18 protein-coding genes, 1 tRNA gene and 1 other RNA gene are annotated in these 23,794 nt (G+C 44.4%); 7 read left to right on the top strand and 13 right to left on the bottom strand.

The features are described 5' to 3' along the window. Positions 1–163: 163 nt before the first annotated feature. From cysM to B2P60_RS02325, 6 genes are all read left to right on the top strand, one after another. Positions 164–1,117, top strand: coding sequence for a cysteine synthase CysM (gene cysM / locus B2P60_RS02350; protein WP_198334266.1), 954 nt, complete (start codon positions 164–166; stop codon positions 1,115–1,117). Between the two features lie 151 nt (positions 1,118–1,268). Next, positions 1,269–2,093, top strand: coding sequence for a 3'-5' exonuclease (locus B2P60_RS02345; protein WP_193004664.1), 825 nt, complete (start codon positions 1,269–1,271; stop codon positions 2,091–2,093). Positions 2,094–2,175: 82 nt separating this feature from the next. Next, positions 2,176–3,717 (top strand): 23S rRNA (uracil(1939)-C(5))-methyltransferase RlmD, encoded by a 1,542-nt coding sequence (gene rlmD / locus B2P60_RS02340; RefSeq protein WP_286739236.1) that lies wholly within the window; start codon positions 2,176–2,178, stop codon positions 3,715–3,717. A gap of 382 nt (positions 3,718–4,099) precedes the next feature. Further along, positions 4,100–6,652: a RelA/SpoT family protein gene (locus B2P60_RS02335; protein WP_193004666.1), complete on the top strand. Its 2,553-nt coding sequence runs from the start codon at positions 4,100–4,102 to the stop codon at positions 6,650–6,652. 53 nt (positions 6,653–6,705) lie between these two features. Then, positions 6,706–7,647 (top strand): bifunctional DNA-formamidopyrimidine glycosylase/DNA-(apurinic or apyrimidinic site) lyase, encoded by a 942-nt coding sequence (mutM, locus tag B2P60_RS02330; protein WP_286739233.1) that lies wholly within the window; start codon positions 6,706–6,708, stop codon positions 7,645–7,647. Positions 7,648–8,079: 432 nt separating this feature from the next. Continuing rightward, entirely contained in the window at positions 8,080–8,520 is a 441-nt protein-coding gene (locus B2P60_RS02325; protein ID WP_286739231.1) for a hypothetical protein, read from the top strand. A 132-nt stretch (positions 8,521–8,652) separates the two neighbouring features. On the opposite strand, the gene typA is transcribed toward B2P60_RS02325, so the two are convergent. Both typA and B2P60_RS02315 read right to left on the bottom strand, forming a co-directional pair. Next, positions 8,653–10,503 carry a translational GTPase TypA gene (typA, locus tag B2P60_RS02320; protein ID WP_193006266.1) on the bottom strand — a complete coding sequence of 617 codons (1,851 nt, stop codon included), beginning with the start codon at positions 10,501–10,503 and terminating at the stop codon, positions 8,653–8,655. A gap of 353 nt (positions 10,504–10,856) precedes the next feature. Continuing rightward, positions 10,857–12,041, bottom strand: a complete 1,185-nt coding sequence (locus tag B2P60_RS02315; protein WP_286739227.1) for an OmpA family protein — start codon at positions 12,039–12,041, stop codon at positions 10,857–10,859. Positions 12,042–12,626: 585 nt separating this feature from the next. Here B2P60_RS02315 and B2P60_RS02310 point away from each other — a divergent pair. Next, complete coding sequence (locus tag B2P60_RS02310) at positions 12,627–13,355, top strand: GspH/FimT family pseudopilin (protein WP_286739224.1); 729 nt, start codon at positions 12,627–12,629, stop codon at positions 13,353–13,355. 22 nt (positions 13,356–13,377) lie between these two features. Here B2P60_RS02310 and pdxJ read toward each other — a convergent pair whose 3' ends face one another. From pdxJ to bioA, 11 genes are all read right to left on the bottom strand, one after another. Continuing rightward, positions 13,378–14,157 (bottom strand): pyridoxine 5'-phosphate synthase, encoded by a 780-nt coding sequence (gene pdxJ / locus B2P60_RS02305; protein ID WP_286739221.1) that lies wholly within the window; start codon positions 14,155–14,157, stop codon positions 13,378–13,380. 108 nt (positions 14,158–14,265) lie between these two features. Continuing rightward, the gene (gene recO, locus B2P60_RS02300; protein ID WP_286739219.1) at positions 14,266–15,057 is read right to left on the bottom strand and encodes a DNA repair protein RecO; all 792 of its coding nucleotides are present in this window, start codon (positions 15,055–15,057) and stop codon (positions 14,266–14,268) included. A gap of 61 nt (positions 15,058–15,118) precedes the next feature. After that, positions 15,119–16,084 carry a GTPase Era gene (era, locus tag B2P60_RS02295; protein ID WP_226949498.1) on the bottom strand — a complete coding sequence of 322 codons (966 nt, stop codon included), beginning with the start codon at positions 16,082–16,084 and terminating at the stop codon, positions 15,119–15,121. A 379-nt stretch (positions 16,085–16,463) separates the two neighbouring features. Further along, positions 16,464–17,258, bottom strand: a complete 795-nt coding sequence (gene rnc / locus B2P60_RS02290) for a ribonuclease III (protein WP_193006261.1) — start codon at positions 17,256–17,258, stop codon at positions 16,464–16,466. 91 nt (positions 17,259–17,349) lie between these two features. Then, positions 17,350–17,742, bottom strand: coding sequence for a DUF4845 domain-containing protein (locus B2P60_RS02285; RefSeq protein WP_286739217.1), 393 nt, complete (start codon positions 17,740–17,742; stop codon positions 17,350–17,352). Positions 17,743–17,870: 128 nt separating this feature from the next. Next, positions 17,871–18,773 (bottom strand): signal peptidase I, encoded by a 903-nt coding sequence (gene lepB / locus B2P60_RS02280; protein WP_286739215.1) that lies wholly within the window; start codon positions 18,771–18,773, stop codon positions 17,871–17,873. Positions 18,774–18,876: 103 nt separating this feature from the next. After that, positions 18,877–20,676 (bottom strand): translation elongation factor 4, encoded by a 1,800-nt coding sequence (gene lepA, locus B2P60_RS02275; RefSeq protein ID WP_193006259.1) that lies wholly within the window; start codon positions 20,674–20,676, stop codon positions 18,877–18,879. Between the two features lie 253 nt (positions 20,677–20,929). Then, positions 20,930–21,006, bottom strand: a tRNA-Met gene (locus B2P60_RS02270). A 121-nt stretch (positions 21,007–21,127) separates the two neighbouring features. Continuing rightward, positions 21,128–21,510: RNase P RNA component class A (gene rnpB, locus B2P60_RS02265), an RNA gene on the bottom strand. Between the two features lie 96 nt (positions 21,511–21,606). Beyond that, positions 21,607–22,332, bottom strand: a complete 726-nt coding sequence (gene bioD / locus B2P60_RS02260; RefSeq protein ID WP_349678342.1) for a dethiobiotin synthase — start codon at positions 22,330–22,332, stop codon at positions 21,607–21,609. After that, positions 22,332–23,639, bottom strand: a complete 1,308-nt coding sequence (bioA, locus tag B2P60_RS02255) for an adenosylmethionine--8-amino-7-oxononanoate transaminase (RefSeq protein WP_404672128.1) — start codon at positions 23,637–23,639, stop codon at positions 22,332–22,334. The genes bioD and bioA overlap by 1 nt, the downstream gene beginning before the upstream one ends. Positions 23,640–23,794 lie beyond the last annotated feature (155 nt).

Below are 23,794 nucleotides of genomic sequence, written 5' to 3'. Positions count from 1 at the left end.
TCTTGTGACTACAATAATATAATTGGCCACTAAATCACAGGCTTACACCGGTAGTCACGAGGTTAAGGCTTTTATTCAAAAACCAACATTAAATTTAAAAAATAAACCTCTGTTTAAAAATCAATTTTGAACCTAATAAGGATACCTTATGTCCGATACGGCCATGTCAAACGCTAACTTTATTACTCAGGTCACTGTCCTTGCCGATTGCGTCGGTCAGACACCATTGGTCAAATTGCAACGCTTACCTGAGCAAGCGCAAATGACCAACGGTGCAACATTACTGGCCAAGCTTGAAGGTAATAATCCAGCTGGCTCTGTAAAAGACCGTCCTGCTTTCAATATGATTTATCAAGCAGAACAGCGCGGTGACATCAAGCCTGGCGACACCCTGATTGAAGCCACCAGCGGCAATACTGGCATTGCCTTAGCCATGGTCGCTGCGATGCGTGGCTATCCGATGACATTACTGATGCCAACCAATTCAACTCAAGAGCGCAAAGACGCCATGATTGCTTATGGTGCAACCTTAATCGAGGTGGATGAGGGCATGGAAGCAGCACGCGATCTGGCATTGCAAATGCAAGCAGACGGTAAAGGTGTCGTGTTAGATCAATTTAACAACCCTGATAACAGCCAAGCCCATTACCTAACCACAGGGCCTGAATTATGGGCACAAACGGACGGTAAAATTACTCACTTCATCAGCTCAATGGGCACGACCGGTACGATTACGGGTGTCTCGCGTTATCTGAAAGAAAAAAACCCAGACATTAAAATTATCGGCCTTCAGCCTGATGAAGAAGCCTCGATCGCTGGTATCCGCCGCTGGCCTGCCGCTTATATGCCGGGGATTTTTGACGCCGATCTGGTCGATGAGGTTATGGATGTCGATCAGAGTGTTGCGGAAGTTTACATGCGCAAACTGGCTAAGACCGAAGGTATCTTCGCTGGAGTGTCTTCCGGGGCAGCCGCATGGGCCGCGATGGAAGTTGCTAAAGAAAACCCGAATGCCGTCATCGCTTTTATTGTTTGCGATCGCGGTGATCGTTACTTGTCGACGGGTTTGTACAATGTTGATGATAGCAATGTCGATAATAGTGCAAACGTTAACTAACGCCAGACAACACCGCCCAATATTGTTGAATCCACTTAAAAAACGTACAAAGCAACCGAGTGCAGACATACATGTCATACTCCAAGCGCAGTTAGCATCGTCACTCTTTATAGTGGATTCATTGTAAGCTTATAAATAGTCAGGACCACCTATGCCACAAGCCCTACCATCCGACCCTATCTTAGTCTTTGATATTGAGACTGTCGCTGATGTTGATGCAGCTCGCCGTATCTATCCCCAGTTGGCAGCGCTCAATGATGCAGATGCGCTAAGTGCATTGACTGCGATACGTACGCAAGAGGCTGGCCATGATTTTATGCGCTTACCATTGCAGCGCATCGTTTGTATTTCTGCGCTTTATATCAAAGAGGGTAAGTTATCGTTATTTTCGTTGACCGCAGATAAGTTTAACGAAAAAGACATTCTAGCCAAATTTTTTCGGGCGTTTAGTGACATTGAAACACTGCCTCAGCTCATCAGCTGGAATGGCTCGGGTTTTGATATTCCGGTGCTGATATATCGCGCCATGCAGTATGACTTGTCAGCCCCCTGGTTGTTTGAAGAAGGCGAACGTATCAAAAACATGCGATTTGATAATTACGTCAATCGTTTCCACACTCGCCATCTTGATTTGATGGACAGGTTTAGTCAGTACGGTGCCAGTCGCCGCGAAGCGATGGATGTGGTTGCTAGTTTGTATGGACTACCCGGTAAAACGGATGTCGATGGCAGTATGGTTGGCGATCTCGTCAGCAAGGGTGATTGGCAGACGCTATCGATATATTGTGAGTCTGATGTCATGAATACTTGGTTGATCTATCTGCGCTGGTTGCGTTTAACCGGTCAGTTGTCCTCAGCAGATTTTACTGCTTGGCAGCAGCAAAGCCATGATTATTTGGTCAACTATACCCAAGCAGACGGCCGTGCTCGCCATCAAGACTTCATTACTGATTGGTCAACTGCGCCCGACACATAAAAAACCGCGTGACAAATAGCGGCTTTTAGTGGCTTTCATCTTCATTTTTTAGTTATTTATCATTTATCATTAAGGCAGGTTTATGCAACCCACCGATTCAAAAACATCTACAACGCTTGATGCGACGCAAAAAGCCAGCGATACCCAAACGATTGCCATTCCTCCTAATAAGAAAAAGTCTAAACCCTCATCAAAAACGCGTCGTCGGCTAAAAGACGCGGAACCATTACCTTTTACAGTAGATGGCTTATCGCATGATGGTCGCGGCGTTGCCGTATATGGTAACGGCTTTGGGACAACGGACGGTCATATCGAGGACAAGCATGGCAAAAAAGTCTTTGTAAGCTTTGCACTACCCGGTGAAAGTGCGATGGTTAGACTGACCAACGTGCGCAACAGCTTTGAAGAAGGGGACGCTATTAGCATCACTGCAAACCCAAACCCTGAACGCGCCGTACCGCCCTGCCCGCACTTCGGGGTCTGTGGTGGTTGTAATTTGCAGCATTGGGAGCCTACAGGACAGATCAATTTTAAACAGTCCGTCTTGGCTGAAATGCTCCTACATCAAGCCAATATAGCGCCTGACCATTGGCTTGAGCCAGTCGTTGGCGATCGCCTGGGTTATCGCACCAAAGCTCGTCTTGGCGTACGTTATGTCGTCAAAAAAGAGACGGCTCTAGTCGGCTTCCGCGAGCGCTCAAGTAACTTCTTAGCAGAGTTAAATGAGTGTCATATCTTAGATCCCCGTATTGGTTTTGAGATTGAAAATCTAAAATCGCTGATTAGCACCTTAGAGAGCCGTGACAAAATTGCCCAGCTTGAATTGGCAATGGGTGAGCAAATACCGGAGCTACCCGATGGCGATCAACCTGTTGCCCTGATTGTGCGAAACTTGGCGCCGTTATCAGATGCTGACATTGATAAGTTAAAGACATTTTTTGCAGCGCGTCACTGGCAGCTGTATTTACAGTCCAAAGGCGTCGATAGTATTGAGCGCATCGCCTTGACGGACGCTGACGATATGAGCCAGCAGTTTGGACGCTTGTATTATCAATTGCCAGAGTACGATCTGACATTTGAATTTATTCCGACTGACTTTACCCAAGTCAACTTATCTGTCAACCGTCAAATGACCAAGCTTGCTTGTGATTTGTTGGATTTAAAAGCAGGTGAGCGCGTACTGGATCTGTTTAGTGGACTGGGCAATTTCAGCTTGCCCCTAGCGCGCCTCGTTGGGGAAACTGGCTCGGTGATTGGGGTCGAAGGTAGCGAAGCGATGACGGCACGCGCCGCTGATAACGCACGTCGCAATGGCATCAATAATACAGAGTTTTATAGCCAAGACTTGACACAAGACTGTACGGACAAACCTTGGGCCAACCAAGGCTTTGATGCGCTACTGATTGACCCACCGCGCTCGGGTGCTTGGGAGATTATGCAGTATTTGCCAAAATTTAATGCAGACCGCATCGTTTATGTGTCTTGCAACCCAGCAACGCTCGCCCGCGATACCAAAGCACTGTTAGAGCAAGGCTATCGTTTGACTCATGCTGCCGTGATGGATATGTTTTGCCACACAGGGCACGTTGAGTCCATTGCTCGCTTTGAGAAAATAGCAGTTTAATGCTTTTCTGCTTTACCGAAGCTGACCAAAACGATAAATAGCCGTGTTTATAGCCACTGATGCTTGACCAAAATTGGGTTAAGCTAGGCTAATAAATAACGGCTCTTTATCCTGATTCACAACAGACATTACATAGCCTCGCTTGATTTGTCCCCTTAAAATGAGATAATAGCAAACAATCTTCCTATGTTTGTTGAATGAAAACTTAGTGAACGTTTGCACTCATAACTTTATATATTTTTCGCGTATTCTATAGCTGCTAAGAATCACAATTTTTAGCAGTTGTAGTGGTTTGTAGCTGACACTTTATGAGTGTCACTTCGAGGTTTTTGCGTAGTAAATGAGGTTATAATTAACTCAATATAGCTAAGAGGAGTCGGCTATGGTAAAGATTCGTGAAGGATTACCACTAGTGGATGGACAGACCACGCAAGCCGATAGCGCAGCACTAGCGGCACAACTGGTGGCGAGCCAACGCTCTCATCAGTCTGCCAACAGCTATGCCCAAATCCCCCTCGATATCAAATACCAGCTATCCACTCACAAGCTACACACCACTTTTGATCGCTCAGCATTACATGCTTTTCATAGTCATGACCCAAAACTTGAGAACGAGTATTCTGACAACCCGCTTCTAGATGAGAATAATACACTCTCAAAACAAGAGCTGGAGGCGGTTGATTTAGATCAGGTCAATATTGACATTCCGACTTGGTTAGACAATGTCGCCAAGCGTATCGGCCAAGAGTCCGTCCCTAACCTAAGCGCTGCTTGTGAGTTTATTCGCAGTCATATGAATACCAGTGAATCTGAGCGCTCAGGTGCTTATGTGACGGGTATTGGTATGACGGACATACTGACCTATCTTTATCAAGATGAAGATGCTCTTGTCGCGGCTATGCTATACCGCAGCGCGCGTAAGTCCATTATTAGTCTCGCTGATATCGAAAAAAACTTCGGTGCGGATATATCGACTCTGGTCAAAGACACCTTAGCCATGGGTAAGCTGTCTGAGATTATTGAAAGTAACAAACGCTTAGAAGACCACTTTGTAAACAATCAACGAGATCAGCTATCCAATATCTATAGCATGCTGATTTCTGTCACCAATGACGTACGCGTCGTACTGATCAAGCTGGCTGAACGTACCTTTGCCATGCGTGAGTTGACCTTCTCTAATGAAGAACGGCAAAGCCGCGTCGCACGCGAAGTCATGACCATTTATGCCCCGTTAGCGCATCGACTGGGCATCGCCCAGCTCAAATGGGAGCTTGAAGACTTAGCTTTTCGTTATCTGGCTCCCCAGCGCTATAAAGAAATTGCCAAACTACTGTCTGAAAAACGTAGCGAACGTGAGTCCTATATTCAACGCGTGCAAGACAAGCTGAACGAAGCACTGCTGGACGCCAATATCGAGGGTGAAGTTTCTGGACGCGTGAAGCACATCTATTCTATCTACCGAAAAATGAAGCTCAAAGGCTTATCGTTTGATCAGCTTTATGACATTCGTGCGCTGCGGGTCTTGGTCAATAACCCCTCAGATTGTTATCACGTGCTCGGCTTGGTACATGGTTTATGGCGTTATATTCCCGAGCAGTTTGATGACTACATCACTAACCCCAAATCTAATGGTTATCGCTCACTACATACAGCGGTTATTGCTGAGAATAAGTCACTTGAAGTGCAGATTCGCACTCATGAAATGCACTTTGAGGCCGAGCTTGGCATGTGTGCGCATGTCAATTATAAAGAAGGCCTGAAGAAGAAACAGGACAACTATCTTAATCAAAGAATCAGCTCCTTGCGTCAGCTCCTATCTATCAATAATGAAACGCGCAATCAACCGCGCTCGTCGTTACTAACAGGCGAAGAAATAGATGACATGGGGTTTGATGAAGAAGAGCAAGTCGTTGATTTTGATGAGCTCGAACGCATTTATATCTTCAGTCGTGATGGCGATATTACCGAATTGCCAAAAGGCGCAACCGTCCTTGATTTTGCCTATTACGTACATACGCAAGTTGGTAATCGTGCGCAAGCGGCTCGAGTCAATCAGCGCTATGTGCCCCTGACCTACCAGCTCAAAACTGGCGAACAAGTTGAAATTATTACCAAGGCGTCACGCGAGCCCAATCGCGACTGGCTGGTTGCGTCACTCGGTTACATCCATACCAACCGCGCGCGCTCGAAACTGCGTCAATGGTTTAACAAGCAAGATCGCGATAAAAATATCGAGATTGGCCGTCAAATGCTCAGCAAAGAGCTCGAGCGATTGTCAGTGCATCCAAACAGCATTGATTTAAACGATTACACTCAGCATTTTCATGTCAATAATACCGATGATATTATCGTTGGACTGGTCACGGGTGACATTGGTCTCAACCAGCTCACCAGCCATATTTCTCGGCAACTACATCTAGAGCCTGAGATTCCGCCAGAAAGTTTTGTGCCAAATACGGATACCAGAGACGCAGGTAAACTTGATGCGTATAAAATTCGTATCGATGGTCTGGATAATATTGAAATCAACTTAGCAGGCTGCTGCCATCCTGTACACGGTGAGCCAATTGCTGGCTATATCACCTTGTCGCGAGGTGTCAGTGTCCACAATCGTGGTTGCCCTGAGTACTTACGCCTTATAGAGCGTGACCCTGAGCGCGAAATAGAGGCGGCTTGGCGGGTTCAATCTGGCCGCTATCAACCGGTTGATATACACGTAGAAGCCTATGATAGACGAGGATTATTACGTGATTTGACACAGATTATTGACAAAGAAAACGTGAATATTCGTCAAGTTGAGACACTGAGCAATGATGATAATATCGCCTTTTTAAAATTTCATATCGAAGTTTCAGGATTGGCACATTTATCTAAACTTCTCGCCAAACTGGAGCAACAGCACGGTATCTTACATGCACGGCGCGCTGTCGCCTAAGTAGCCCTGCCTTAACCTACATTTATTTAAAATAGAGTTCTTATAAAAACACCATGCCTGAATTACCAGAAGTAGAAACCACTAAGACAAGCCTTGCACCATTGTTAGGGCAACGCGTCATCGATGTAAAAGTATTTCAACCAAAGCTACGCTGGTCTATGCCCGATGACTTGGATAGTTTGGTTCATTACACATTAGACAGCGTTGAGCGTCGAGCGAAGTATTTAATACTGAATTTTCTGCCATTAGCACCTAACGATGGCAGCTCTGCTACGCAAGCAGGAACATTGTTACCGCGTCAGCTCCTAGTGCATTTAGGAATGTCAGGTAGCTTACAGCAACACAGTGACGGTACTGATACACGTAAACACGACCATTTGGTGATAGTGTTTAGTGACGTGGATGACACAAAGTCGCAGCTACACTATTATGATCCCAGACGTTTTGGCTCAGTTTTATGGTATAAGGATTATGGGACGAATCTGTTAGATCATCTAGGCCCCGAACCACTGGCGGATGAGTTTACTGCAGACTATTTATATCAGTTCATCCAACGCACAAATACAGCTGATATAGACGAGACTGATAAAACAGCCCGTAAAACCAAGTTAAAGAAACCACAGCCCATTACCCGCCCCATTAAATCTGTCATTATGGAACAACAAATTGTGGTTGGGGTTGGGAATATTTATGCGACCGAAAGTTTGTATCTGTCAGGGATCCATCCTGCTACCCCTGCCCATCACCTGTCTTACGATCAGCTCACTGTGTTGGTTGCCCATATTAAGGCAATCTTACAAAAAGCCATAGAGCTTGGAGGGTCAACCCTACGAGACTTCACGGTGGCAAGTGGCCAAACGGGGTATTTTCAACAGACATTAAACGTTTACGGCAAGCAAGGTGAGACTTGTCCGCATTGTAGTACGGTACTTGAGAACATCAAGCTAAATGGCCGCGCTAGTGTTTACTGTGCCAACTGTCAACCACTCATCTAAAGACTGTTTTAGCAATGTATGTCTATGGCACCCTAAACATGGGTAGTCTGTTATATAGTCAGATTAATATAAAAGAGATACACGGGGCTGGAATAAATTTTTTGTAGCCTCTGTCGGCGTAGACACAAAAAGCCAGAAAAAGTTGAACCAGTCGCGCAGCATAATATCGTGTATTCATTTTATTCAGTATTGACCATAACAACTAAATACTTCCGTTTAAACGTTCTAACTTTTTTACTACGCTCGCTACATGGTACGCATTTTTGTTGCTTATTCACGTACATCTTGCTTTAATAGGGCTAACAGCTACATAAGTCGTGCAGCTTTTTTGGTTGCCTGTAATATTCAGTCTACCTATTATTTTTATACTGTTTGTGCATAGCAACGGCAGCAGTCAGTAATCATACCCATTATGAATTTTAGGACATCGTTATGACGGTTAAAGCCAAGAACCAACGCTCAGTTAAACAGCAAGTTTTTACTGTAGCTGCAAGTTTAAGTTTATTGGCCGCCAGTATGCAGCCTGCTTTGGCAGCCATAGAAATTGATGAAACAGACTTTGGTCCTTCGTATGAGACTATGGTGGTGGATACGGTTGTAGGTAAGCCGCTACAACTTGTCAATGCCGTTGCTGGTACTGCCGCCTATCTTGTCAGTCTACCCTTCTCGCTTATCGGGGGTAATGCCGATCAGGCGCAGCAGAAATTATTTGTTGAGCCTTGGGATGCGATGGGCCGTTGTCTAGGTTGCACTGTTGCCGAAGACAATTATTATAAATCACAAGCCACTAATGATAATGTGGTACGTATCGTTGTTGACCAACCATCAGAGATTTTGATTAACACCAATGATTATGTGGTAGTCACTCCGTAAGCGGTTTGCTCTTTTAGAAGTTTTTAAACGGTACGTATGATTTAAAAGCTGCAACTTTATCAATCGACAATAAAAAAAGGCTAACATCGCGTTAGCCTTTTTTTGTTGCTTGACTCTTATTAAGCCAAACTATTAAGCACCTTTTTTACTACGACCATGACGCTTACGCTCACTTTCGGTCAAATAGCGTTTGCGGATACGTATGGCTTTTGGCGTTACTTCCACGAGCTCATCGTCTTGAATGAATTCAAGCGCCTGCTCAAGAGTGAACTTGACAGCTGGCGTCAACGTCAACGCTTCATCAGTACCACTAGCACGTACGTTGGTCAACTGTTTAGCAGTCGTTGGGTTGACCGTCATATCATCGTTACGCGAGTTCAGGCCAACAATCATACCCTCGTAAACTTCAAGCTGTGGCTCAGCAAATAATTTACCGCGTTTTTGTAGGTTAAACAGGGCAAAGCCTAGGCAAGTACCATTGGCCATAGAAACCAATACACCGTTAGAGCGGCCACCCACATCACCGATCTTTTGCGGACCGTAATGTGAGAAGCTTGACGTCATGATGCCACTACCTGAAGTCAGCGTCAAAAACTCTGAGCGGAAACCAATCAGACCACGTGCTGGCATCGTAGCCTCAATACGCATACGACCTTTGCCATCCAGCTCCATGTTAGTCATCTCGCCTTTGCGTAGACCAACCTGCTCCATGATAGAACCTTGATGCTCTTCTTCGATATCAAAGACAACATTTTCATATGGTTCTTGCAGCTTACCATCAACTTCTTTGACAATAACTTCTGGACCTGAAACACCCAGCTCAAAACCTTCACGGCGCATGTTTTCAATAAGTACAGACAAATGAAGCTCACCGCGACCTGATACTTTAAATTTATCAGGAGATTCTGTGTCTTCTACACGCAACGCCACGTTATGAATCAACTCACGCTCAAGACGTTCACGAATATTACGTGAAGTCACAAACTTACCATCACGACCAGCAAAAGGTGAGTTATTGACTTGGAAGTTCATAGAGACAGTTGGCTCATCAACCGTTAGCGCTGGTAATGCTTCAACGTGATTAGGATCACAGATAGTATCTGAGATATTAAGCGCATCAATACCTGTGATACAAACGATGTCGCCCGCTTGTGCATCTTCTACTTCGATACGATCCAGACCATGATAGCCCATGATTTTTAGGATACGACCATTACGCGTTTTGCCATGCTTATCAATGACAGTAACTTGCGTATTGGTTTTAACCTTACCGCGCTGAATACGACCAATACCAATAACGCCGACAAAGCTATTGTAGTCGAGGCTTGAGATTTGCATACGGAATGGCGCATCTGCATCAACCTGTGGAGGCTGTACAACATCGACAATAGTTTTGAAAAGTGGTGTCATGTCATCAGCTAAATCATCGGCTTCTAGACCTGCAATACCATTCAATGCTGAGGCATAAACAACTGGGAAATCCAACTGCTCATCTGTGGCCCCTAGGTTGTCAAACAAATCAAAAATTTGATCCATGACCCAATCAGGACGTGAGCCCGGACGGTCAATTTTATTGATAACCACAATCGGCTTTAGGCCTTGCTCGAATGCTTTTTGCGTGACAAAACGAGTTTGAGGCATTGGACCATCAACCGCATCAACCACTAGAAGTACGCAGTCAACCATCGACATAACACGCTCAACTTCACCACCGAAATCGGCGTGACCTGGGGTATCGACGATATTGATACGGTATTCAGTTTCTGAAGTTTGGTCTGTCCAGCGGATGGCTGTGTTTTTAGCCAAAATAGTAATACCACGTTCTTGCTCAATATCGCCTGAATCCATTGCACGTTCAGCAATGTTTGCACGGTCGCCAAAAGTACCAGACTGATGTAATAACTTATCAACCAAAGTTGTTTTACCGTGGTCAACGTGGGCAATAATTGCAATGTTACGCAGGTGTTTGATATCGTTCGCCATATAAAATGCTCGTTTCGTCTTAAAAAAATGCAGTAGCAGTAAGCGCCGCTGGATAAACTTTTATCATAAATCAGTTAGACGTTGAATACCTAAATTTGACAACGGCACAATAGGGCAGTTAATCAAACAACTTCAATATAATCAAGTATCTACACTGATAAATTCATCATACAGATAGCTATGCTAAAGTACATTCTGTCAGTTTACAGAATGTTTGGGCAGCTAGTATAACATTATTGCTTCATAAATTTATGTAATAACTTGCTTATATCAATACATAAATAAAAAAAGCCACCCAATGGGCAGCTTTTTTTGTAACTTCATGTTTGACTACATAACCAATTGGCTATTACTTACTGAACAACCATGTCTTTAGTTTGTTCAACAGTCATTGTTTTGTCACCAGTGATGATGGCATAAACACGACGGTTCATAGCACGGCCTTCTTCAGTGTCGTTTGGCGCGATTGGGTTGTCATAACCATAACCAACTGTTGATAGACGGTTTGGAGCAATACCGAATTCGTTAGTTAGCATAGATTTAACGGCAACGGCACGAGCTTCAGACAGACGTTGGTTGTAACGTGCTGAAGGACCAGTTTTAGAAGCATGACCTTCGATACGTGCGGTAGAGTTAGGATACTCGCGCATCTTCTCTGCTACTTTAGCGATTTCAGGCTTATATTGGTTTTTGATAGCTGATTTGTCGTTATCAAAGAACACACGTAGTTCCATTTTCAGCTCATCAGTAATATCTACTGGTACTGGGCAACCGCGCTCATCAACAACCACATTCATTGGAGTGCCTGGGCATGCATCGATGCTATCAGGTACGCCATCACCGTCAGAATCAAGATCAGACTCAACAACCACTACTGGCGTAGTGTCAACTACTGGCTCTTGCATTGGTGGTACTGCGACCGTAGGCGCTAAATGGCCACCTAGTACAACTTCTAGACCGGCCAAGGCCATGCCTTCCCACCAGTTGTTATCAAAGTTATGGATCGCACGAGCTTCACCACGTAGGCTTAGCGCGTCGTTGATGCGATACATAGCACCTAGACCTAGGTTACCGATAGTATCTTTAGTGCCACTAACTTTGTCACCTGAAGAGTCTTTAATCTCAAGTTTAGATTGGCCAGCACCAACTAATACATATGGCTTAAGAGCGCTATCAGTATAACCAGTGAACTCTTCGGTACCAATTAAGAAGTTACCAGAGATCATTTCTTGTTCTGCGTCGAAATTATCAGAACCGTCTTGGCGGATAGCATCAGTGTTTGATACACCATACTCCACTTGGAACTGAGTAGAAGGAGTAAGTTCGATACCTAACGCTGCACCAGTGTATAAACCATCTTCTTTATAGTAACTATCGCCTTGGCCATTGTAATTTTCTAGTAATTCAGCTTGATCATCATCAGCGCCTTCGCTGTAGTGATAACCTAATAATAGTGGGCTAATAGTAACACCAGCATTCGCTGCTAAAGGAGCAGCCGTTACGGCAACCAAAGCTAGAGCAATTTTATTCAATTTCATGGACTTCCTCCAAAGGATAATTTTAGTGATGCGTGAAGCAAAACCGATTTTCAAGATATTCTAAAGTAGACATCTTTTACGCATTTTAAGTTACAAAGCAAAACCAATTAAGAAGTAGCTTAGCGATTATCAATTCAGTTTACAACTTTTTTCGTTAACGAGCTACACATTATTACACGATAATGTTGTAACTAAAACACAATAACCTGCTGAAGTTACCTAGAACTAACACACCTTACGCTTTTTATCTTTTGTATGTCAGTTCACAAAAGATAGCAATCTTAACACTATCTATTGTCTGCGCTTATTTTAATATAGTTAGTAATTTTTCTCTATTACTAAAACCTTTCCTTCACTAATTGAAACATTTTTTGACAGTAGACATATATTCTGTTTATATTAGATCAGTCAACATTATTTCACCCTATAGCCTAGTTGTTTTTTTCTTTAGATCTACACATTGCTATGTCCTTACAAGTCTATTTCAAAATGTTTAGATGAAAAGATAACTAGAGAGACAACGCTAAAAAATGAGCTTGCTCTATTGTATGGCACCAAACTCCTTCTCATAGGTAATAAAACCTTATGACCCCGTTTGATAAGACATCGTTAAGTGATAGAAAACTCTCTACCTCTATCTTGCTCACATTAACTTTAGGTAAGAGTGGTTTGGTTCGTCACAGACTTTGGCAATGTAGGACTCAGGTCTATCGGGGCTTTCGCTATCATTTTACAGTGAGCCAAATTCTCTCAGTAGACAAAAGCGCTTATAGGTATAAAGGAAAGCAAGGTTTTACCTTGGTTGAGCTGATTGTCACCATAGCGGTATTGGCGATTATAATGACGATTGCAGCTCCCGCTATTCGTACACAGTTAGCGCGTATGGAAGCCAAACGTATTAAAAATCAGGTAGAAAACTCACTTACCTTGGCAAAAACGGAGAGTTATATCAGAAGACAGAATATCATTGTTTGTCTGTCTAACGCAGGCGGGCGCTGCCACAGAGACAGCGATAAGACACTTTTATTGTTTATAGACAAAAACGACAATAAAAATTTTGATGCTCAAACAGATCTTTTAATAAGGCAACGCACTTTGAACCCTAAATACGCGAAGCTAAGTTTGCGCGTAGGAGGCAGGCGTCACTACATCAAATTTTGGGGTGATAGTGGCAAACCGCGAGGGCACTTCGGCCATATCAAATACTGTCCAATCGTGGCTTATAATAGCGCAATGTATTTAATATCTTTTAGTCAATCGGGCAAGCTTACGCAAAAACTTAACGAAAACCATCCCACGCAATGTGATAAATAGTAAGATTGGCACGTATTATATTTTAGCTATCTTTGTACATCGCACTTTTCATCATAATGACCGCTTGCTCGATCCCCACGAATATAGCATCTGCAATGAGCGCATGACCGATGTTTAACTCATAAATGCCTTCAATTTGCGCAATAGCCCTGACATTATCACGTGTCAGACCATGACCGGCGTTAATTAAAAGTTTATTATTGATACGTTGGGCAGTGACGACGGCTTGTTTGATTCGTTTTAGCTCAGCATTTTGCACGTCTATGTTGCCTGCCAAGCCCGCCTCTGCATAAGCGCCTGTGTGCAACTCAATAGCATCTGCGCCGCAATCTACGGCGGCAGCAATTTGTGTTTCTTCAGGATCAATAAACAAAGACACTTTACTGCCTGCAGCTTGTAACTGGCTAATATATTCTGTTAACCAAGTTACCTGCCCTGCCACATCAAGCCCGCCTTCTGTCGTCAGCTCTGCACGCTTTTCAGGGACTAAGCACACCCAAAATGGTTTTACTTTATTAGCAATTGCCAGCATCTCATTGGTTGCCGCCATCTCTAGATTCATTCTGGTGGTCAACTGCGCCGCTATCTCATACACATCTGAATCTTGAATATGACGGCGATCTTCGCGCAAGTGTATGGTGATGCCATCTGCACCTGCCTGCTCACAGAGTAAAGCAGCATCCAAAGGACTGGGATAGTTGACCCCGCGTGCTTGACGCAAAGTGGCTACATGGTCAATATTCACCCCTAATAAAGGTTTTCGTGAGGTCTTTTCCGATAGAGATAACGAAGAGAGGGTCATAAGAAATCCTTTTGATAACGATACTCAGTTGACTTATATGTAATGATAAAAAGGTACTATTTCACATGACCTTAATTTAACAGCGGTGCTACTACGCAAATACCCTCTTTACTGTTGATAACGCTGCTGCTGCTGCCATAGCAAACGACTTTGTAGCGGTTGATACTCGAGCAAATGATCAATCAGCTGTCGATGTAGTTTTGACCAGTGATTTAACGTGGCTTCAGTAATGCCCAATTTAGCCATCTGGATAATGTCAGTACCCATCAGAACCGTTTGTCCAGTAGCACTCTCTAAATGCTCAGACTGTCTATTATTCTGAAAGACAGGTACTAAGCCCACGTCAGGCAAAAAACGATAACAACAATCGGGAGCAATAACATCCTCAGCACTGTCATGCGTGAGCGTGAGCGTAAAACCCAGCTCGTTAAATAAATGATGCTCAAACTGCCGTAAACACAACCGCAACTCATTGGCGCTTAAAGGCTGCCTAAGTTGTCGTAGACTGTTCTCATAATGCTGCCACAATACTGGCATTGGGTCTTCAGTAGGTAGCAGGCGCCATAATATTTCATTCAAATACAACGCTGAGTACTGCTGCTGACCAGTAATATTTTCATAAGGCCTAGCGCTTAATACCGCCCCTAATATGTAAGGCACACTGTCTTTTTGCGTCTCATCTGTTTGGGTAGTCGTTTGTGATGCGACACCAATTTGGCTGAATGTCTTTAAATCACGTTGACCCGTGGCAAAGAGCTGTAAAGGCATAAACAGTGGTGCGCCCTTTTTTCCCACGCCATGTATCACACCATGCTGCTGAGAAAAAAGATAATACAAGGCACGCTTTTCTTGGTAGGGGCGCTGATGTAATAAATAACCGACTAACGCTTCATTACGCATTTTTTATTACCTCAGCACCGAGCCTTTATACGATCGTAAAAAGGCGGTTATTCAATCGCTATCAGTATCCTAGACTGGTCAAGGCACGTTCGTCATCAGACCAACCGCGCTTCACTTTCACCCACAGTGTTAGCATGATTTTTTTATCGAAAAGTTGTTCCATATCTTTACGAGCGTCCATCCCGACTTGTTTAATACGCTGGCCTTTATCACCAATGACGATGGCTTTTTGACCACTGCGCTCGACGTAAATAGTCGCGTCAATAAACGTACAAGCCTTACGTGGACGACCTGTTTTTGGATCAGTATGGGCAGGCTCATCCTTGAACGCATCAATCTGTACCGTTAAATCATAGGGCACTTCATCACCGGCACTACGCATGATTTTTTCGCGGATGATCTCACTGGCCAAGAAACGCTCTGAGCGATCAGTGATCTGTTCGGTATCGTAGATAGGTGCCGCAACTGGTAGATGAGACGCAATCACCTCTTGCAGGCGATCGAGGTTTTGGTTTTTTAACGCAGATACTGGCACGATATCGGCAAAGTCAAAACTGTCGTTAAAGGTCTCAATCAGCGGCAATACGCTGCCTTTATCTTTTAAGGTATCTGATTTATTAATCACCAGCACCACGGTTAAGTCAGTATCGCCAAGCTTTTGTAACGTTAGTAAATCATCATCACGCCACTGATCTGAGTCGACAACGAACAACACCAAATCCACGTCTACTAGGGCTGATACGGCGGCTTTATTCATGCGCTCATTAATAGCTCGCACTTCATTACGGTGGATACCAGGTGTATCAACAAACACAGCCTGCATCTCATGGTTTGACAAAATACCATGGATACGATGACGAGTCGTTTGCGGTTTACGTGAAGTGATAGATAGCTTTTGACCCAGTAAGTGATTCATCAAAGTCGACTTGCCAACGTTTGGTCGCCCAACAATGGCAACATAGCCAGACTTAAAATCATCAGCCATACGCGTATGACCGCTTGGGGCAAAGAACTCTTCAATTGCCATGTCATTTTCTAGCGATATATCTTCTGACTGATCGATACTCTTATTCGTTAGAGCAGCATTCGTTAGAGTCGCGTCATCTTGGTTTGGATGCGTCTCTGTGTTGTTGATCATATCGTTGGTACTGTCTTCATTATTTGATGGCACATCAGTACGATTGCTCATAGGTTAATCCTGTAGAGTTTATAACCAGCCAAACGGCACTTCATAGTGGATTGGGTATATCCGCACTAAAAAAATGACATCGTTATCGGCTGGGAAATATTTGAGGTTTTAAAATAAGTAACATTTAATATAAATAGAATAAGTGCTTACTAAAGTAAAAACCACTTAGAAAGATATCGTAAATGTAAAGTGAGGTTTGCCGCCAAATTCATACCCATTAAGAGCGCTTTTTGGCTGAACCTGGCAGTTTGTGTAATTGATTGATCATAAGCTCTGCCGCTTTTTGTTCGGCGATGCGGCGGCTCTCACCAGATTCAGTAATGTCAGGGCAGTTATTGATATTAACATGGCAACGTACGACAAAAATTTGATGCGGCGCGTTACCACGCGTTTCCATCAGCTCATAATGGGGCAAATCAAACTGCTTAGATTGTAGCCATTCTTGCAGTCGACTCTTGGCATCTTTTAATGCTTTTTGATCATTCACGCTATCAATTAAATCCCCGTACCATGAGAGCACACAGTGACGCGTAATCTCCATATCTTGGCTGTCTAAATAGATCGCTCCGATTAACGACTCCACAGCGTCCGCCAATATAGAGGCACGATTGCGACCACCGCCCTTGCGCTCCCCTATCCCCAATATGAGGTGGTTAGAAAGCTCGAGGTTTTGGGCAATAATAACCAATGACTCCTGACGCACCAAAGTCGCGCGCATGCGAGTGAGCCGCCCTTCATTTTGGCTAGGATAACGATGGTATAAAGCTTCACCCACAATCATCCCTAAAAGCGCATCTCCCAAAAACTCTAAGCGCTCATAGTTTTTTTTGCTATCAAATGAGCGGTGTGTCAATGCAAGTTTTGGGAGACTCACATCATTAAACACATAGCCTAACTTGCGTGTTAATACCGTTAAACGCTGAATAAATTCTGCGCTAACAAGCGTATCGACAGACGTGCTATTTTTTTGGGAAGTAGGAACCGCTTGGGAGTGCTGCGAAGTTGGTTTCATGCGAGGCTTATGGTTATCCCTTCTGTTTTACTGGTTTAATAAGTAATCGTAGTTAGTGGTTGGTTACGAAAAAAATGAACGCTCTCTTTCGTTATTCTGCTGTTGCCATCTCGATGTCACCTTCAAAACGATTGACGATATCAACATTGCCAAAAAAGGTATTGGTGACGGCGTACTGTTTATGAATCGCCAATTGTCCCGTTTTTTTATCAGTAAAAGTAAAGACGTCTTCTGCCTTGGTGTCATAGTCACCATTGATAGATAACTGCTTATTGACCCGTTCAACGAACTGCTTGGCCGTCTCATTGTTTTTATTTGACTCTTTAAGCTGGGCGCTTAAGGTCTTGCTCAATTGATAATCGCCAATCTGAGCCGGTACGATAGCAATGATTAATTTGGCAGCAACACCCAAAACGATAATGATTAAAACGATGCTCGTCACACTAGCACCACGCTGCGTGGACAAACCAGATAATTGCTGCATTATAGTCTCTCTCTACTGGTAAATGACTGTTTTTGGATACCTAGGTGCTAGGTAATCTTTGATTAAACAGCAACAATATTAGCACAAAATTATTATCGTTAACTCAACCAATAGAGCTTCTTATACACTTAATCAATCGTGCCATTACGGGTAAAGGTCGGTAAATTTAGCCCAGGTGGTTTATGCATCCAAATATATACCGCCTTACCAGCCAAATTCTCATCAGGCACAAAGCCCCAGAAACGACCATCGGCACTGCGATCACGGTTATCACCCATGACAAAATACTGGCCTTCTGGCACACGAATGCGCCAACTCGTCCCTTCTGAAATCACCACTTCTGGCGATTGCTGTTGTAAAAACGGCGCGTACTGCGAGCTATTCATACTATCTAAGTAGCGCACCAGATGCTTGTTGTCACCTTGCGTCTCTTCAAAGTACCTCGCTTCTTTCTCTTCTTGCTGCCCCAGCGCGGCAGCGCTTTCTTCTGTAAGCACTTGTCCTGGGCCAATTTGACCTGGTAAATAAAGCTGTGAGGTCAATTCAGTATTTGCTGCAAAAGTTACCGGTTTAGTCTCAACTGGCACATCATTGATCGCCAGTGTGCCTTGATCATAGCTGACAGTATCGCCAGGCAAACCAATCACACGCTTGATATAATAAATACTCGGATTTTCAGGATAACGGAATACGGCCACATCACCATGTTCAGGTTCGCCCGTATCCAAAACCTTATTATACGTCAGCGGTAGTCGCACGCCATAGGCGTACTTATTAACCGCAATAAAATCGCCAGTATATAAAGTCGGCACCATAGAAGATGAAGGAATATTAAAAGGCTCAATCAAAAATGAGCGCACTATTAATACGATGGCCAGTACGGGGAAAAAGTCATAAGCCCAGCGTACCAGTAAACTTTCATGACCACGGCCGCGAGTTTTACGCTGTTTGAGCGCCAACTTATCTAATAGCCAAACAATCCCTAAGCCTATAGTCAACGGCACTAAAATTAAATTAAAATCAAAATCCATACCAAATTGCCTATTAACGAGCGGCTTATCTCACAGCTTTGACGATAAGACCAACCACACTTGACGTATTATGTGCAAAAATCAAATAAGATAGAGACAAATACTAACTATCCACTTGTAACACCGCTAAGAAGGCTTCTTGCGGGATTTCTACGTTCCCCACTTGCTTCATACGTTTCTTGCCCGCTTTTTGCTTAGACAACAGCTTTTTCTTACGTGAGACATCGCCACCATAACACTTGGCTAAAACATCTTTGCGCATGGCTTTGACCGTACTACGACCAATAATCTGGCTACCAATCGCTGCTTGAATGGCGACATCGAACATCTGACGCGGAATCAACTCTTTCATCTTGGTCACTAGCTGATTGCCACGGAAACGCGCTTGGTCTTGGTGCACAATCATCGCTAGCGCATCCACTTTATCGCCATTGATCAAGACATCTACTTTGACCAGTTTATCAACTTGATAACGCTCAAAGTTATAATCTAGTGAGGCAAACCCACGAGAGACCGACTTTAGACGGTCAAAGAAGTCCATGACCACTTCACCCATCGGAACATCAAAGATCACTTGGACTTGCTTGCCCATAAAGCGCATGTCTACTTGTACACCGCGACGCTCGATACACAAGGTCATGACATTGCCCAAGTAGTCTTGCGGCACCAAAATCTGACAACGGGCAATCGGCTCGCGGAACTCTTCGATATTATTAGGCTCAGGCAATCTCGACGGATTATCCACATAAATCACTTCGCCGTCTTTCTTTTCAATCTCATAGATCACTGAGGGTGCGGTGGTGATTAAATCCAAGTCATATTCGCGCTCTAAGCGCTCTTGGATAATCTCCATATGCAGCATACCTAAGAAGCCACAGCGAAAGCCAAAGCCCAACGCATCAGAGGTATCCGGTTCAAAAAATAACGAAGCATCGTTAATCTGTAATTTCTGTAGTGCTTCACGGAATTTTTCGAAGTCATTGGCATCTACTGGGAACATACCTGCATAGACTTGCGGGGTAATCTGTTTAAAACCAGGAATACGCTCGACATCAGGCGTTTTGGAATGAGTAATGGTATCACCAACTGGTGCGCCAGCAATGTCTTTGATACCAGCGATAACAAAGCCTACTTCACCTGCTTCTAAAATACCCGTGTCTAAGGGCTTTGGGGTAAACACACCGATAGAGCTGACTGGATGGGCATCGCCGGTCGATTTGATATAAATCTTATCGCCTTTTTTTACCGTTCCTTGGCGCACGCGTACTAAAGAGACCACGCCTAGATAACTATCAAACCATGAATCAATAATTAGCGCTTGTAGTGGCGCGTCGCGGTCACCCGTTGGTGCTGGAATAAACTCGACCAGCGCTTCTAACAGCTTATCAACGCCCAAACCCGACTTGGCAGAGACTCGCGGCGCATCAACCGCGTCAATCCCAATGATGTCTTCAATTTCTTGAATAACACGCTCAGGCTCGACTTGTGGCAAATCGATCTTATTTAACACCGCCATGACCTCTAGACCCTGATCAACAGCCGTATAGCAGTTGGCCACAGACTGCGCTTCTACGCCTTGCGCGGCATCAACGACCAAAAGTGCGCCTTCACAAGCGGCTAATGAGCGCGACACTTCATAAGAGAAATCGACGTGTCCTGGGGTATCGATAAAGTTCAGCTGATAACGCTCACCATTAGGATGATCATAAAATAAAGTGACCGACTGCGCTTTGATAGTGATACCGCGCTCACGCTCAATATCCATGGAGTCAAGTACTTGCGCCTGCATCTCACGATCTTGCAAGGCACCGCACATTTGAATAAAACGATCAGCAAGCGTCGACTTGCCATGATCAATGTGGGCAATGATTGAAAAGTTACGAATATTGGCTAATGCAGTCACAAAGCGCCTACTAAATTAAGGGTGATAGAATAATAAAACTAAAGGCTATTCTAGCAGTTTTCCACTATAAAGTAAGGCGATTTTATTAGCAGTGAGGGGATTTACCAATGAAGTAACCATGGCTTGACTGTGGGCAGAGAGTATTTAACACATTAGTAACGCATAGCAACCATTGTGACACTCATTTATTTTAGGCAAAAAAAAAACCAATCACAAAGGATTGGCTTTTTAAATACTGCAGTCTTACTATAAATGGTGGCGATGAAGAGACTTGAACTCTTGACCTCACGATTATGAGTCATGCGCTCTAACCAGCTGAGCTACATCGCCATTTAAGGATCGGTATTATGCCGATACAGGTGACAGTCGTCAACCCCTAGTTAGCATTTTTTGCAAAAAATATGAATTTTATTCAAATTAAGCGCAAATATTCATATCACGAACAATAAAAAGGTTTGGTAAACCGATAAGCCGGGTTCTGTCGTGGACAATCATTCCTCTAGGCGTATCATCGCTAATACGCTCAAGCAACCTACCCGCATCGAACGCGGGCCGCGCCATGCCGATGCCTATTTGGTCTTGCTACGCGTGGAGTTTACCATGCCGTGAACTGTTACCAGCCACGCGGTGCGCTCTTACCGCACCCTTTCACCCTTACCGATGACATTGACGTCTTGCGACAATCAAATAAGCCAAAGGCGGTCTCCTCTCTGCTGCACTGGTCGTCAGGTTACCCTGCCCAGCCGTTAGCTGGCACGCTGCCCTATGTAGCCCGGACTTTCCTCCCCTGCTCGTCTGTTGCCAGTGTGCAGCGGCGATTGCCTAGTCTACCAAGCGCGCTAGTATAGCAAACCTCACGCTTTGCTGGGAATCTCTTTTTGGTTTATTTTTAGTATACGTACAAATGTATTAGAAACGCGTTAGAAAAATTTAAATAAAATCTTTTGGCAAAGATAAGTCAATATCGTTCGAAGCATCATTCATCTGCTTAGCCAATGTCAACCACTGCGTCTTTGGATAATGCTGGTCTAAATAATTTTGTAAAAATTCCATGGTACTGGTGGCAATTTCAATGTCTGTATTAACATTAAAGTCGACATCATGAATATGGTTGTAGATGACGCTATGCACAGTGAGGCCGCGCGATTTTATGGCCTCCAAACTGAGTAACGTATGATTGATACTGCCCAAACGCCCTGAGGTGACCAAGATTACAGGATATCCTTGAGTCGCAATATAATCCAAGGTTAACAATTGCTCCGTTATCGGCACCAGTAGCCCGCCTGCCCCTTCTAGCAGCACCACATCATAATCCACTTGTAAAGCTCTAGTAGCGTGGGTAATCACCTCAGGATTGACAACGTCGTTAGCAAGGGCGGCAGATAAATGCGGTGAGGCGGGCTTCTCATAGCGATAAGGACAAGTGGTAAAATTCAGATCACACGGCTGCAGATCGATCCCCATCAGTTCGCGATGGGTCACAATATCATCAGCAATGTTCATGGTGCCATTATCTGGATTTATTGAAACGCCTGTTTGCACCAGCTTTTGCGTGATGACGTTCACGCCTTGCTGAGTGAGAGCATGGGCAAGCATGCCTGTCGCATAGGTTTTGCCAATCTCGGTATCGATACCTGAAACAAATAAAACGCTCATCATTGACCTTGCTTTGTTAAATACATGCGTATCACTTTTAGCAGTGCTTGGCATAAAGTCATCAGTTCATCATCAGTAATGACATACGGCGGCATAATATAAACCAGTTTACCAAATGGTCTGACCCAAATACCGTGCTCAATCAATAAAGACTGAAACACGGGCATATCAACATCGGCTTCTAACTCGATAACGGCGACCGCACCAAGACAACGCACCTCAAAGACGCCCTCTAAAGTTGCAGCGACGCCAAGTTGTTGCTCCATAATGCATTGCATATTAGCGGTACGTGCTTCGATATTATAAGACATAATCAAATCAATCGACGCACACGCAACTGCACAGGCCAAAGGGTTACCCATAAAAGTAGGGCCATGCATCAGCGCTGGATAGTCACTATTATGTATGGTCTCGGCAATTTTTCGGGTACATAACGTGGCTGCAAAAGTCATGTAGCCGCCCGTCAGTGCCTTTCCAATGGTCATAATATCAGGACTGATACCAGCATGCTCACAGGCAAATAGTTTGCCACTACGGCCAAAACCGGTGGCGATTTCGTCCGCAATCAATAGCACATCGTGCTCATCGCACAGTTGACGCAGTAATTGCAAATAGTCAGGGCTATAAAAACGCATGCCGCCTGCGCCTTGAATGATTGGCTCAATAATAAATCCTGCCAGCTGCGCGCCATACTCTACAAAGAACTGAGATAGTCCAGTGCGCTCCTCTACTGTCAAAGCACGCTCAAACCCAAGTGGCGGCGCAGGGACAAAGTGTTGCATCGGCAACTGCTTACCATACAAGCTATGCATACCATTAACAGGATCACAGATACTCATCGCGTGCCATGTATCACCGTAATAGCCTGAACGCGTCGAAGCAAACTGCTGCTTATTGGGACGATTGGCGGCTATTTGATATTGCAGCGCCATCTTTAGGGCAACTTCTACGGCGATGCTGCCACTATCGGCATAAAATATGGCGTCAAGTCCAGCCGGCACGATTGAGAGCAGTTTTTTACCCAAGTCTATAGCGGGCTGATGGGTCAGGCCACCAAACATCACATGCGCCATTTTGTCCAATTGCTGTGTAATGGCGGCATTCAGTTTTGGATGATTATAGCCATGCACGCTCGCCCACCATGATGACATCCCATCAATCAGGCGGATGCCGCCTTGGGTGACAATATGGATCCCATCGGCGTGATCAATCACGATATTGGAATAGGTCGGCGGCAGGCTGGCGTATGGGTGCCACAGATGCTGCTGGTCAAAGTCGCTCATTGACTGAAGTATGTCTGTCATCATCGTTTTGTCCCTAAAACACTTTTACATCAACTTTTATATATAGTCAGTCCTAAATCCAATCGATACGCTAATATCGCTGTGCTACTGGTGCAAATTTTTCTTATGTGCTGTTCGCAAGCGTGACAGATGCGGCGTAAAATTTGTCCCAGCAGCCC

The sequence above is a fragment of the Psychrobacter sp. UBA3068 genome, assembly GCF_002366815.1.
In the GTDB taxonomy this organism is placed as follows: Bacteria; Pseudomonadota; Gammaproteobacteria; order Pseudomonadales; family Moraxellaceae; genus Psychrobacter; species Psychrobacter namhaensis.
This window is presented reverse-complemented; position numbering and strand designations above follow the sequence as displayed.